This is a genomic window from Parvularculales bacterium, assembly GCA_036881865.1.
Taxonomy (GTDB): domain Bacteria; phylum Pseudomonadota; class Alphaproteobacteria; order JAPOUT01; family JBAJNM01; genus JBAJNM01.
In genome coordinates this window covers 1-13,990 of record JBAJNM010000057.1, presented here as the reverse complement: position 1 = coordinate 13,990, position 13,990 = coordinate 1, and the positions used below count along the sequence as shown (strand labels likewise).

14 protein-coding genes are annotated in these 13,990 nt (G+C 50.2%); 3 read left to right on the top strand and 11 right to left on the bottom strand.

All coding sequences use genetic code 11. From position 1 onward, the window contains the following. A partial coding sequence (locus V6Z81_09710) for an ester cyclase (GenBank protein MEG9862740.1) occupies positions 1–1,011 on the top strand: 1,011 nt, incomplete at its 5' end. Positions 1,012–1,135: 124 nt separating this feature from the next. Here the strand turns inward: V6Z81_09710 and pcaF are convergent. Genes pcaF through V6Z81_09655 form a run of 11 tightly spaced genes read right to left on the bottom strand, consistent with a single transcriptional unit; the run spans position 1,136 to position 12,098 of the window. Next, on the bottom strand, positions 1,136–2,335 hold the full coding sequence (gene pcaF / locus V6Z81_09705; protein MEG9862739.1) for a 3-oxoadipyl-CoA thiolase: 1,200 nt from the start codon (positions 2,333–2,335) through the stop codon (positions 1,136–1,138). 7 nt (positions 2,336–2,342) lie between these two features. After that, positions 2,343–3,020, bottom strand: a complete 678-nt coding sequence (locus V6Z81_09700; GenBank protein MEG9862738.1) for a 3-oxoacid CoA-transferase subunit B — start codon at positions 3,018–3,020, stop codon at positions 2,343–2,345. Next, positions 3,017–3,724, bottom strand: coding sequence for a 3-oxoacid CoA-transferase subunit A (locus V6Z81_09695; GenBank protein ID MEG9862737.1), 708 nt, complete (start codon positions 3,722–3,724; stop codon positions 3,017–3,019). Before V6Z81_09695 ends, V6Z81_09700 begins: the two co-directional genes overlap by 4 nt. Further along, on the bottom strand, positions 3,724–4,596 hold the full coding sequence (locus V6Z81_09690) for an intradiol ring-cleavage dioxygenase (GenBank protein ID MEG9862736.1): 873 nt from the start codon (positions 4,594–4,596) through the stop codon (positions 3,724–3,726). The genes V6Z81_09695 and V6Z81_09690 overlap by 1 nt, the downstream gene beginning before the upstream one ends. Positions 4,597–4,605: 9 nt before the next feature. Continuing rightward, positions 4,606–6,363: an FAD-dependent monooxygenase gene (locus V6Z81_09685; protein ID MEG9862735.1), complete on the bottom strand. Its 1,758-nt coding sequence runs from the start codon at positions 6,361–6,363 to the stop codon at positions 4,606–4,608. Continuing rightward, positions 6,360–7,418: a branched-chain amino acid ABC transporter permease gene (locus V6Z81_09680; protein ID MEG9862734.1), complete on the bottom strand. Its 1,059-nt coding sequence runs from the start codon at positions 7,416–7,418 to the stop codon at positions 6,360–6,362. The genes V6Z81_09685 and V6Z81_09680 overlap by 4 nt, the downstream gene beginning before the upstream one ends. Then, positions 7,418–8,281, bottom strand: a complete 864-nt coding sequence (locus tag V6Z81_09675) for a branched-chain amino acid ABC transporter permease (protein MEG9862733.1) — start codon at positions 8,279–8,281, stop codon at positions 7,418–7,420. Before V6Z81_09675 ends, V6Z81_09680 begins: the two co-directional genes overlap by 1 nt. Continuing rightward, the gene (locus V6Z81_09670) at positions 8,278–8,985 is read right to left on the bottom strand and encodes an ABC transporter ATP-binding protein (protein ID MEG9862732.1); all 708 of its coding nucleotides are present in this window, start codon (positions 8,983–8,985) and stop codon (positions 8,278–8,280) included. The genes V6Z81_09675 and V6Z81_09670 overlap by 4 nt, the downstream gene beginning before the upstream one ends. Next, positions 8,985–9,698: an ABC transporter ATP-binding protein gene (locus tag V6Z81_09665; protein ID MEG9862731.1), complete on the bottom strand. Its 714-nt coding sequence runs from the start codon at positions 9,696–9,698 to the stop codon at positions 8,985–8,987. Before V6Z81_09665 ends, V6Z81_09670 begins: the two co-directional genes overlap by 1 nt. 52 nt (positions 9,699–9,750) lie before the next feature. Next, the gene (locus tag V6Z81_09660) at positions 9,751–11,010 is read right to left on the bottom strand and encodes an ABC transporter substrate-binding protein (protein MEG9862730.1); all 1,260 of its coding nucleotides are present in this window, start codon (positions 11,008–11,010) and stop codon (positions 9,751–9,753) included. A 26-nt stretch (positions 11,011–11,036) separates the two neighbouring features. Continuing rightward, positions 11,037–12,098 carry a maleylacetate reductase gene (locus V6Z81_09655; protein MEG9862729.1) on the bottom strand — a complete coding sequence of 354 codons (1,062 nt, stop codon included), beginning with the start codon at positions 12,096–12,098 and terminating at the stop codon, positions 11,037–11,039. Positions 12,099–12,187: 89 nt separating this feature from the next. Between V6Z81_09655 and V6Z81_09650 the strand changes: the two genes are divergently transcribed. Together V6Z81_09650 and V6Z81_09645 are read left to right on the top strand one after the other, a co-directional pair. Continuing rightward, positions 12,188–13,150, top strand: a complete 963-nt coding sequence (locus V6Z81_09650) for a LysR family transcriptional regulator (protein MEG9862728.1) — start codon at positions 12,188–12,190, stop codon at positions 13,148–13,150. A 135-nt stretch (positions 13,151–13,285) separates the two neighbouring features. Continuing rightward, a partial coding sequence (locus tag V6Z81_09645; GenBank protein ID MEG9862727.1) for an NAD(P)-dependent oxidoreductase occupies positions 13,286–13,990 on the top strand: 705 nt, incomplete at its 3' end.

Sequence of the window (13,990 nt, the reverse complement as noted above, 5' to 3'; positions counted from 1 at the left end):
CTCGAACAACCCCTGTCGGGATTTGATCCGGAATACCGTAACATCATCGACTATATCGTCCGCATTACTTGCCGCATCTGGGAAACGGAAGCCCGTGAGGTTGAATATATTGCGGACTGCTATTCCGATGACTCAATGGTCTATGACGACTACGGACTGCAGCGCGGCAACACCAAAATCATCGACGATACGCATCACACGACCGGAGCGTTTCCTGACATTATACTCGATGCGGAAGAAGTCATCTGGGCAGGGGATGATGAAATAGGTTTCCACACCTCGCATCTGACCCGGATAATGGGAACCAATACCGCCCCCAGTAAATACGGTGATGCGACCGGAGCGAAAATCAACGTCATTGCTATCGCAAACTGCGTCGCGCTCGGTAATGACATTTTTCTCGAACATGTGCTTTATAACACATCATCGATGTTACAGCAGCTGGGTCTCGATTTGTGGGAGGAAGCCGAACGTATTGCCCGGGATCCGTTCCCCGGCTGGCCGCGCAGCGAAGAAATCTGGAATGATTTGCGCACATGTGTCAGCCCGGACCGTCCCTTAAGTGTAGCGGAGCCGGTCAGTGGTTTTGATCCTGATGCCTATACCAGGGAAATCCACGACAATAGCTGGAACGGTGACGGATCAGCCATCGGCGAGAACTATTTCGCCGACCTTCCCTTTGAAGGTGCGAGCGGCCGGCTTTCTTCCGGTGTCGAGGCTTATCGTGATTATGTAAGCGAGGTGCGCGATGCATTTCCGGACCTAAGGCATCAAGTCGATGAAGTCTACTGGATGGGCAATGATTCCGATGGATATCTGATCTCCACCCGCTGGAGCGCCGAGGGCATGCATTCAGGCGGAAAACTTTACCAAAAACCGACCGGGACGAAGTGCCAGATCTGGGGAATCACCCAGTGGCGCGTAAAGGATGGCAAAGTCGAGCAGGAATGGCAGTTGTTCAATGAATTCGACCTGATGATCCAGATCGCGAAGGCACGTCTCGATGCCTGATCTTCAGGCGGCAAAGTCTCTTGTCAGAACGAATCATGCCGGGATAGATGCGGCTGATCCAAATGACGCGGCGAGGGCATTCAGGTTGAAGCGGGCGCGCTCGCCATCCTCCACGCAGATTTAGTCAGAGTCGTTCCAGCCCAATAGCAATTCCTTGCCCAACTCCTATACACATGGTGGCTAGTGCATATTTTTTTTCCTGTATTGATATCTCCAAGGCTGCTGTTCCGGTAATTCGTGCCCCGGACATGCCCAATGGGTGACCTAGAGCTATGGCACCTCCATTGGGGTTCACATGAGGAGCATCATCTGGCAAGCCCAGTTGGCGCAACGTTGCAATGGCTTGTGCGGCGAAAGCCTCATTGAGTTCAATCACGTCAAAATCTTGAATAGTAAGACCCAAGCGTGCCAGTAATTTTTCTGTAGCCGCTACAGGTCCAATTCCCATAATCCGCGGGGGTACGCCTGCTGCTGCCCCGCCTATGATCCGAGCTAACGGAGTTAGGTTATGTAGTTTTATAGCTTCATCAGAAGCGACCAGTAGCGCAGCAGCACCATCATTGACACCCGAAGCATTGCCTGCGGTGACCGTCCCCCCTTTACGAAAGGGAGCCTTCAGAGATGCAAGCTTTTTCAGGGAAGTCTCGCGGGGATGTTCATCAATGTCAAAAAGGACTGGATCACCTTTCTGTTGAGGAACTGTAACAGGTGTGATTTCCTTAGAAAGCCGACCATTTTCTTGAGCCGAAAACGTCCGAAGTTGTGAGCGTAGGGCAAAAGCGTCCTGATCCTTACGAGAAACATTATATTCAACAGCAACATTTTCTGCAGTCTCCGGCATGCTATCGACCCCATAATCCGATTTCATCTTGGGATTAATGAAGCGCCAGCCAATCGTTGTGTCGTGAATTTCGTTATTTCGGCTAAACGCGTTGCTCGCTTTGGGTACAACGAATGGTGCCCGTGTCATGCTTTCCACACCACCGGCGATGATCAGATCAGCTTCACCTGAACGAATGCAACGGGCCGCTGAAATAACAGCATCCATGCCGGATCCGCAAAGCCGGTTTATGGTTGTTGCTGGAACCGTTTCAGGGAGTCCCGCAAGAAGGGCCGACATGCGGGCTATATTGCGATTATCTTCACCAGCCTGGTTGGCGCAGCCGTATATCACTTCATCTACCGAAGACCAGTCTATATTGTGTTGCTTCATCAGCGCACGCAAAGGTATTGCTCCCAGATCATCCGCGCGAACTTGCGCGAGCGAGCCACCAAACCGTCCGATTGGTGTGCGGATATAATTGCAAATATATGCTTCTTTCATCTCATTCTCATTGACAAATCATTTCACCGACATCCCCTTCCAGATGGAGTTCGGCTTCAGTTACAGACTGTAACTCCTCAAGGGAGATTTCAGGAATCTTTTCCCTCAACACAAAACCCTTTGATGATATATCCACAACAGCGAGAGAGGTATAGACCCGGGTTACGCATCCAACACCTGTTAACGGCATTGTGCAACGTTTAACCAGCTTTGGCTGGTTTTTTTTCGTAACGTGATCAGTTATTACCACTATAGCCTTTGCGCCATGGACCAGATCCATTGCTCCACCTACTGCCGGAACACCGTCTCTGCCTGTGGACCAGTTTGAAATATCACCATTTTCTGCAACCTGATAGGTGCCCAGTATAGCAAGATCTAGGTGACCGCCCCGTACAATCGCAAAACTATCGGCTTGATGGAAAAAAGCCGTACCCGGTTTCTGGGAAATTGCTCTCTTGCCAGCATTGATCAAGTCCCAGTCTTCTTCGCCCTCTGGCGGGGCTTTACCAAAACCCAGAACGCCGTTCTCCGTGTGATAGGTGATATGACGCCCTTCGGGCTGGAATTGTGCCACAAGTTCAGGGAAGCCAATTCCAAGATTCACATATGAACCGTCCTTCAAATCCTGCGCAACACGCCATGCGATCTGGGCATTGGAAAGTTTAATTTCACTTATATCCATCATGGATAGACCGCTCCTGATCTGTTCAGCGATTCTTCCTGTAATGGTTTTTCAACCTCAACAATGCCATTGACAAAAATTCCAGGGGTTACAACAATCTCCGGATCTATTTCCCCGGCGGGTACCGCCTGTCTGACTTGGGCATAGGTTTTTATTCCAGCCATGGCCATGATGGGGGAAAAGTTGCGCGCCGCCTTCCTGTATGTCAGATTTCCATAGACGTCGCCAGTCTCCGCTTTGATCAATGAAACATCAGCTTTCAGCCAGTTTTCCCGTACATACATTTTACCCTCAAATTCTTCAGTGATTTTGCCCTTTGCAAGATCAGTTCCGTAGCTGGCAGGAGTATAGAAGGCCGGAATTCCCGCCCCTCCAGCTCTGATGCGCTCAGCCAATGTTCCTTGCGGGACAACCTCTAGTTCAATTTCTCCGGCTTTATAAGCCTCTGTGAAAGCAACGGGATCAGCTGAGCGCGGAAAAGAACATATCATTTTTTTTACCATACCCTGCTCTATCATCGCGGCAATACCCACATGGCCATTGCCAGCATTATTGTTGATAACCGTCAAATTTCTTGGCCCCTGATCAATAAGGGCATGGATTAGCTCTATTGGGGCACCGGATCCACCAAAGCCGCCAATCATAACCGTCATGCCGTCCCTTACATTGGATACAGCGTCCTTCAGAGATGAGAGACGCTTATCCATTACTTTGCCTTTGCAAGTGTGAAGTCATATTCAACCAGGAAGAACGGATTGTTCATGTTATGAGACCGGATCTTCTCTTCATCCTCAATCCATTCAAAATCAGCCATTAGAGATTCTTTGACCCCAAAGACGGCGTCCGAGTTTATATATGGGTCATCGGGATCAAAGATGTGAGTGGTCAGGCTTTCAAAACCGACAGCTTCAAAAATAAAATGCAGATGGGCGGGGCGGTATGGAAGTCGCCCAAGCGCATTGAGAATTTTTCCAACCGGACCATCATCTGGAATGGGATAGAATTTTGGTTTCACTCCCTGAAACCAGTAGGCGCCGTCTTTTCCGGTACGAAAAATCCCGCGCAGGTTGAAGTCGGGTTGAATTCCTTTTTGCTGGACATCATAAAACCCTTCGTCATTGGCCTGCCAGACATCGATTTTGACCCCGGTTATCGGGTTTCCCTCTGTATCCAATATGCGGCCTTTCACCAGCATAGGCTGACCCTTATGGTCTAAGCAGATGTTTGATCCCATTTCCATCTCCGGTGCATCTGCCACATGAAAAGGACCTAGGACGGTCGATTCTGAAGCGCCTGATGGCTTACGATTGTTTATGGCATCAACAAGCATCGATACACCCAGGACATCCGACAGCAAAATGAATTCCTGTCGCCAGTCGTCGCAGATGTGACCCGTTTGAGTCAGAAATTGGATTGCCTGCATCCATTCTTCCTGTGTTGGCTCCAACTCCTTAACCGCTTCATGCAAATGTTTGACGACAACGGTATAAATTTCCCGCGTACGCGCGTCTGTTCTTTCGGTCGCTCTCGACGCTACGACTTCAGCTGAATTTTCTTCTGTAAAATACTTTGTTTCCATTTCATCCTCCTATCGGGCCAGTATTGTTTTCAATACCGATTCAAGTTCATTTTGCGGGTTTTCAACCATTTCTTGTGTTCTCCAAGCAACATGCTGATCAGGTCGCACCAGCAAGCAGCCGGTGTCCGAAATTTCACTAGCACTTGACCAGTCGCCAATATGGTCGATATATTTTTGTCGTGGACCAATGACATGAGACCGAATAGGCAGACCCAGCGGATCTGCCAGAGCATCAGCAGCCTTGCACCAGGCTTCTCCTCCGATACCTGTAATCACCGTGAACAGGCCCTGACCGCAAAGGTCAAGGGTTGAAACCTGTGCGCCGGTGTCCCTATCAAAGACCCATACATGGGGAAGCCGCGCTCCTGGCCATGTCGTGGGCTGATAATGCAGCTCGGCATCCAGTTCAAAACCTGGCTCCATCTGACCACCGGTAACAATCGCACCAGACTTGTAACGCTGGTTCATATCAACGCCATGGGCATCGAATTCATACTTCTTGAATGCAATGGCATCACGAAGGGCAGCGCGTTGTTTTTCTCCTTCAGGTCCGGGGTTGCACCGCACATCCATACTGGCTTTGATTTTTTCAATATCCGTGCCGCCGTCCATACCCAATGCCTCGAAAATCGGACCAAACTCACCAATAGATTGATTGGCTCTGGTCACAATTTGCTTGGCAATCGGAGCCCGTTCCTGCGAATAGCTGTCCAGCAGTTTCTCGCCGGCCTGGCCTTTTATCACTGCGGATAATTTCCACGCAAGATTGTAAGCATCTTGAATGGATGTATTCGAACCAAGACCGTTTGATGGCGGGTGACGGTGGGCGGCATCACCCATAATAAACACACGATCTTTCTGCATATGGGTTGCATAGGCGTCATTGACAGTCCATGTATTCGCAGAAATCAGGTCTATCTCAAGTTCAGGATCTCCAACTAACTGGCGGGCCACACTGGTTGCAAGTGCCGGTGTGACCTCAGGTTCGGGTTCATTGATGTCATATCCCCATACGATCAACCATTCGTTCCAAGGACGGATCATGCGTACCAACCCCATGCCTATTCCGCCAACATCAGCCCCGGGTTGCATGACCCAGTAAAGAACTGACGGGCGATGGGCCACATATCTGGAAAGGTCCGCTTTGAACAGAATATTCATTGATCCGCCGACGCCCATTCTACCTTCAATCGGCGTATCGATATGTTCGGCCACCAAAGAATTGCCGCCATCTGCACCAACGAGGTATCTTGAACGCACCTGAAACTCGCGCCCGGAAATCCGGTCGCGCAAACTGGTCGTCACCCCGTCCTTATCCTGCTCGTGTGACAGGTATTCTGTGGACATGCGCCCCTGTGCTCCCCGTTTGCAGGCTGTTGAGAAGAGAATAGGTTCCATAAATGTCTGGGGTAAGTCGTTCATAAATGAGGGAGATGCCAATTGGTGTCCGGCGCGGGACAGGGGATGTTTTCCCCAACTTTTCATCCGGCCAATTTCTTCACCTGCAAGGCTTTCGCAAAAGACGTTCTCTCCCATCAAGTCCTGATCAGTAGCACGCAGATAGGCTTCAGCCTCAACTTCATGACCCAAATCACGTAAGACTTCCATGGTTCTCTGATTGGTAATGTGCGCGCGTGGTGTATTCGCAAGCCAGCGATACTGATTCACCACCATCACGTTGATTCCATAAGTTGCAAGAAGTGCGGCGCAAGCTGATCCTGCAGGTCCCGTGCCAATCACCAGCACATCTGTTTCAATCTCACTCATTTTGTCCTCCTTGATTTATGTTTAGGTATTATTAATCGTCTACGTACCGGGAATAACTGAAACCCAGTTCTGTCAGCTATCAGCCCCCAAAGCCCCCGGGGAGCAAACAACATGATTATAATTCCGATAACGCCAAGTATCATCAGATACCAGGAGCCGAAATCCGCCAACAGGTTTTGCAGGATAAAAAAGATAATGACTCCTATTATCGGGCCCTCGATTGTGCCAATACCACCAATGACAACAATGAAAATTACAATAGCGGTCCAATCAAGAACACTAAATGCGGCATCGGGAGATATCCGCCCCTTTTGCAGGTATATTAGTCCGCCTGCCAGACCTGTTCCAAAACTGGACAACAAAAACACCAACCATTTGACTGCGGTTGTATTCACACCCACCGATCTTGCCGCCCTGAGATTGTCACGAACCGCAGCAAGTCCCAATCCGTAGCGCCGACGGAGCAGCCAGTAAATACCGCCGATTGTCAGCACAACCAGTATCAAAGCCAGCCAGTATGCAAGAATATCCCGTGCTGCTGAAGTTTTGACGTCCAATAGCGATTTGATCATTTCCACAAACCACATATCGTTGGTGGCGGCGCGGGGAAGCGAGGTCCCGGTTCCCCCTCCAACCTGCTTCCACTGTGCAACAATGAGGCGGGTGACCTCTGCAAAAACCCATGTGCCAATGGCGAAATAGGCTCCCTGAAGGCGGAAGGCAAAGAATGCCGTTGGAACGGCCAAAATCAAGGCGGCAATACCTGAGAGAAGAATTGCCGGTACCGGATCCACAGACCATAAAATTACGGAGCCAAAAAGCATGTAGGCACCGATACCCACAAAAGCTTGCTGACCTATGGACACCATGCCTCCATAACCCGCCAGCAAGTTCCACCATTGGGCAAGGGCCAGCATGGTCAGAATAAAGAACAGATCCTGTATCAGGGCGCGTCCTGCAAAGAACGGCAGCACAACCGCCATTACGATAAGGATGACTGCGCATATGCCGGCAATCTGGGACGATCTGGTCTGTGTCCGGACGGAATACATCATCAGTCCACCGCCCGGGGAAATAACCCGCGAGGGCGTAGGATAAGCACGATGAGGAAGGCCACATGGCCAGCAAGAATCTGCCACTCCGGATTAATGGCTGCACCAACGGTCTGAGCCACTCCGATTATAATTCCTCCCGCGAGCGTTCCCCAAAACGATCCCAAGCCACCGATAATTACCGCTTCAAAAGCGTAAATCAGGCGTGCCGGACCAATCGACGGGTCGAAATTCGCACGAACGCCAAGATAAAGAGCAGCAATAATCACGACAACCATTGCGAGAGCTGTCGTTGTTGAGAAAATCCGCTGAGGATTTATTCCCATAAGGCTTGCTGTCACCGCATCATCGGATGTCGCACGGAATGCTCGGCCCAGAGAAGTGCGATAAAAAATCCAATTCAAAGCAATAATAACCAATATTGCTGAACCGAATGTCAGCAAAGGCAGTAGTCCAATTTTGACAAGACCCAGATCAAGTGAAGCTGTTTCAAGTGTCCCGGCTGAAAGACGCCGGCTATCGGCACTTGCAATTTCCAAAAGTGTATTTTGAATCACAATTGAAAGACCAAATGTCACGAGTAGCGGGGGCAAGATATCATCTCCGATAACCCGGTTAAGAACATAATGCTGCAGCATCCATCCGATAGCGAACATTAATGGTGCCGCAATTATCACAGCTAAAAAGGATGAAAGGCCAAGTGCGCTGACCAGCAAAAGAATCAAATAAGCTCCCAGAACGATTAAATCGCCGTGAGCCAAGTTCACGAGTCGCATTATTCCAAAGACAAGGCTGAGTCCGGCAGCAAACAGCGCATATAGTCCGCCGAGCAAAATACCCTGAACAATCGTATCAAGCCAGATCATTCCACAGCTCCGAAATAGGCATTATGGATAGCTTTTCGGCTCAATTTTCCGGGTTTTCCGCTAAGGGTCACACGGCCTTCCATCATGCAATATACTCGATCGGCAACTTTCATGGCCTGACCGATATCCTGTTCAACGAGGATGACCGAAGTGCCATTTTCTTTTATCAGGGGCAGTGCCGCATATATATCCTTGATGACGACCGGTGCAAGTCCGAGGCTGAGCTCATCACACAGTAGAATGCTGGGGTTGGACATCAGCGAGCGCCCGATGGCAACCATCTGCTGTTGTCCGCCTGACAGAGACGTTCCTGAATTGTTCCGACGCTCCGAAAGAATTGGGAAAAGATCATATATTGCCGGAAGTGACCATTTCCCCTCAACTTTACGGCCATAGGAGCCGATCAGTAGATTTTCCTCAACGCTGAGAGAAGAAAACAGTTTACGTCCTTCCGGGACCATCGCCACTCCCATGGCCATAATCTTATCTGCAGATAAATGGCCAATATTGTTTCCGTCCAGTGTTATGGCGTCGGCATCACATTTAATAACACCTGAAACGGCTCGCATGAATGTAGATTTTCCTGCTCCATTTGCACCAATGATGGCAACGGTCTCGCCATCATTCAATTCTATATCAACACCAAAAAGTGCCTGAAAATCTCCATAGAATGCCGTAAGGTTATGGGTCTGTATTTGTGCCATCAGACTTCGATCCCCAGGTAAATTTCCTTAACCTGCTTCGAAGCCATAATCTTATCCGGTTTGCCCGCAGCTATGACCCGGCCAAAATCAAGAACAAGCAAGCGTTCGACCACTGATGTCAGGGCATGAAGCACATGCTCAATCCAGACGATGGTCACGCCTTTGGCATGAATGTCACGGATGATCGCGATTAAGGATTGGCATTCGGCCTCGGTCAGACCGCCGGCTATTTCGTCCAGAAGCAGTAGTTTGGGGTCGGTTGCCAGGGCACGCGCCAACTCAAGGCGTTTTCTCTCAAGCAGCGACAGCTGACCCGTCAGGATGTTTGAGCGCGGCAACAGTTCGGTTTGTTCTAATATCAGTGCACATGCCTCCGTTACCTCGGCTTCACCTTTCTTCTTGCCGAATGCCGCTGCGACCAGCAGGTTTTCAAAGACAGTGAGTTTTTCAAATGGCTGGGGAATCTGAAAACTCTGAGCCATGCCCAGTACAGTTCGCGCCATGGGTGGAGATTTCGTAACGTCATTACCCAAAAAATTGATCCGGCCCTTATCAGGTTGTAAATTGCCGGTTATGATATTGAAAAGCGTCGACTTTCCTGCGCCATTTGGCCCGATGATACCCAGAGCCTGTCCTTCGGGAACCTCAAGGGAAATATCGTCAGATACCTTAAGAGCCCCGAAGGACTGGTTGATATTGGTGAGCGACAACATTGGTTAAGACCTGAAGTTTGCCTAAAGTCCCCCTTACCGGAGAAACGGCCTGTTATATCACTTCCATTCTGCCTCCGGTCGGAATGTTCGGCGCAGTTTTATTATCTACAATCACAAGATCGTAGCCGCCGCCACTCTTCAGACGCCACTGCCCTCCCACCAAAGGTGTCTTGGCAACATTTTTGGCGGCGAATGGCGGCAAGCCGGATCCGTTCCAGGCAAGTGGTCCAACAATAGTATTTAGTTTTGTCGACGCAATTGCCTCAGCAACCGCATCAGCATCTCCTGAGTCGGATACACGGCCCATCACATCTTTTGCAACTTCGAACAATGCATGAATGAATCCAATCGGCTGTGTCCATTGTTTGCCGGTTGCATTGGTATATCCACTCGCCAGATCTGCCGATGATTGACCCGTTAGTGTTGAGCTGAAGGGATGCGATGGCGACCACCAAACCTCTGACGAAAGATTATGCCCTGCATCTCCCAAGGCTTCAACGGCGACGGGGAAGAGGATAGCCTTACCGACACTAGCTGCTTTCGGCGTAAAACCCTGCTGCTTCATCTGCGTCCAAAATGTTGTGAAATCAGGCGGTATTGGGACGCCGGTGATGATTTCTACATTAGCGGACTTAAAGGCATTGATCTGTGCGGAAAAATCATCGGTCAGGTTTTGATACCGGCCCGTATCGACCAGACTATACCCCTGTTCGTCAAGTACGGGCGGAAACCCGACGTTCGGATCTCCCCAGGCATTGCCATCACCATCATTGGGAAACAGCCCACCGACCTTTTTATTGGTATCGAGTTGACTCCACATATTTGTGAATACCGCGATCACATCTTCAAGACCCCAGAAAAAATGATAAGAGTAATTAAAAGGTGTCCATGAAGCCGGATCGCCGGGGTTCCCTTGCTGGCCAATGAAATAAGGTTGCCATGGGGCTACTGTGGAAAGAACCGGCACTTCCTCATTTTCGCAGGTCGTGGCAACAGGATTTGTTGTTTCCGGCGTAGAGGCGACCAGCATCATATCGATTTCGTCATCGACAATCAATTCCTTGGCAACTTCGGCTGCGCGGTTTGGGTTTGACTGACTATCTTTTACGACAACCTCAAAATCATCACCCGCAACGGCATTAAATCCATTGATAATAAAGTTGTCGGCTTCCGCAAAGGCCGCCAAGGGTCCTGATTGCGGACTCACATATCCCAGTTTGATTTTAGCCCCCATTGACAGAGCCGGCAGGGGTAGATTTGACAAGGCAAGACTCGCCGCTCCGGTTTTCAGTATGTTGCGTCTCGTGATCATCGTTATTCTCCTTTGTTGATCAAGGTTTATATGCCCGGGCGCGTTCCGGCCTGAGCATTTTGTAATAGAGCAATTAGCGCCTCGGGTGTAATTTCGCGAGGATTCCAGTAGGAATTCTGCGTTGCCAGGTCAGCAGCCCGCTCTAATTCAGTTACTTTCATTCCCAGTTCGGCAAGAGACAGTGGTGCCCCCAGTGATTGAGCAAAATCCCAAAGTGCCGTACCGGCAGATTCCCCTTCCAAAAGTGTTGAGATCGGTTTTAACAAATCCGGCTCGGCAACCTCGTTGAACGCAATCGCGTGGGGAAGGATCACAGCATGAGTCTCTGCATGGGGTAAATTAAACGAACCCCCGAGAGTATGACAAAGCTTGTGATGCAAAGACATGCCCAGGCGTCCCAGTACAGTCCCGCAGGCCCAGGCACCCCGTTGAGTATTCTCACGGGCAACCAGATCATCGGGGGTTTTCACCACTTTTGACAAACCCTTGATTAAAGTTTCCAGTCCTTCAAGGGCCAGAGCAGTCGTCTCGGGAGTACGGTCTTCGGCATAAAGCCCTTCAGCAGCGTGAGCCATGGCATTCAGTCCGCTATTCACTGACATTGACTTAGGTAAAGTCGCCACCAGCTCAGGGTCATAAAGTATAGTTTCCGGCAAGACACGTATGTCTTTCAGTGTGGTTTTAACACCATTCTCAGTCTGACCCAATATTGGCGTTGCTTCAGAGCCGGCATAGGTCGTGGGAATAGCAATCTGAGGGAGATTGGTCCGTAAGGCCAACGCCTTAGACAGACCTATCGTAGATCCGCCGCCAACTGCGATCAAACAGTCCGCATCGGTCGAGTTTACGTGACTTAATGCCTTTTCTGTGACCTCAACCGGTGTATGCATGGTCGCACTGGAGAACACCCCTCCGGCACTGGACCCCAGATATTCCGCTATCTCAAGACTCAAATGTGACTGTTCAGGTGTCGTCAGGACCAGTGCACGCTGTTTCCCTAGGCTTTCAACCTCAGCCAGGACTTCGCGACGGACACCTACCCCAAATCGGACAGATTGATTATAAAGTTCTGTTGAGGAACCATCCATTGTTATAACTCTCCAACAATTTAACTAAAATATATCAGGAAAATTTGATCTCTTGATTGAATTATTAGCTTTCTATATAACATTAAGTTATGAAATTGGATCCTCGACATCTTGAATTGCTGGCAGCAATCGTCGACAACGGTGGTGTCAGCGAAGGCGCAGAAGCCCTGAACAAAAGTCAGCCGAGCGTTTCCCGCAGCCTTCGACTCCTTCAGGACCGTGTCGGGGTCCCTTTATTTGAACCCAATCGCCGGCCTTTGATGCCAACCGAATTCTGTCTGGTTCTTGCAGAGCAGGGAAAAAAGATTATTGAGGCCAACCTGACGGCTTCAGAACTCATCAGCAGAGCTCAAACCGGGCACAGTGGTGCAGTCCGGGTTGAAGGAACCCCATTCTTTATGGACGGTGTGGTCTCGGGCATCCTTGCCAGATTCCAGTCAAGGTTTCCGGATATCGGGATTGAACAGAACTATGGTTATCCGGCAAAAATTCTGGAAGACCTCCAAAACGGAGGAGTTGATCTGGGCATTCTGCCCATTCGTGAAAGTGAAATACCAGATAATCTGAGCTATTCAAAGATTTTGCGGGGACAAAACGTGATTGCCTGCCGCGTAGGCCACAAACTTTCAAACAAATCATCCTTACGCCTGGCAGAAATTGCAAATTACAACTGGATTGCTCCGCCGGCTGGAAGTCCTTTATACCATGACCTTCGCTCAGCACTGGAAAGTATCGGAGTCAGAAACTTCAATATCAGTTTTTCCGGAGGTACGTTGAGTTCGGTAATCAATGTCTTATCAGAATCGGATGCCTTGACCATCCTGCCGTATTCGGTTGTATTTAATATGAGGCGCCAAAATAAGCTGAGTGCCCTTTCAATCCGCATTGGTGATCCGGATCGCCACCTCTGCATCATTCATCAGCATAACGCTCTTAAAAACCGTACCATTTCACGTTTGGAAAATTTCGTGAAATCTGAAATAAAAACACTGCAATTTCTTATCACTCAGCAGGAACAAAACAGTCTCTGGCGAAGAACTTCACAGAAATAATTTCAACAATTCAGTTACAGATATTTTATATCCCGTTTCTATTAACCCCCGATCTGAAGAGACGGCGCGTGTCGAATTGGTGTAAGTTTTGAGTCATCATTTACGATTTGCGAGCCATGTCACGGACATTTCTGGATGGGCAAATGCTCAAAACACTCTGGTCTTTTCCAAATGATAATGCAAATATATCCCTGTGAATGGAAAACAAATGACAGTGTTCGGGGAGGACGGATGATGCGTGCAGGGGTTATCGGACTGGGGGATATGGGCAGCGGTCTGGCCAGGAACCTTATTAAGGCCGGGATCGAGACCACGGGGCTTGATCTTGACAGGAAGCGCATGTCGGCTTTCAGCGAGATGGGCGGTAAACCCGCCGCCGATGCCGGCGAGGTCGGGGCCGCCTCCGATGCCGTCTATGTCATGGTGATGAACGGCGATCAGGCCAGATCAATCATTCTCGGCACAGGCGGCCCAGACGGCGGCAAGGACGGGCTGATTTCCTCCATGGCCCGGGGCGGGGCGGTGATCCTGACGGCGACGATCAAACCCCGCGAGGCCCGCGAGATTGCCGCGGGGATGGAGGGTACGGGAATCGCGCTCATCGACTCCCCCGTCTCCGGCGGATTCCCCGGCGCCCAGGGGGGCACGCTGACGATGATGGCGGCCGCACCAAAAGATATTCTCGATAAGTTCAGGCCGGTGATGGAGGCGGTCTCCGCGACGATACACCATGTCGGTGACGAGCCGGGTCAGGGGCAGACCGTCAAGGCCTGCCTTCAGTCGCTGATCGGCTCGATCTTCTCGGCGACGTTCGAGGCTTCGGTGCTTGCCGCCAAGGCG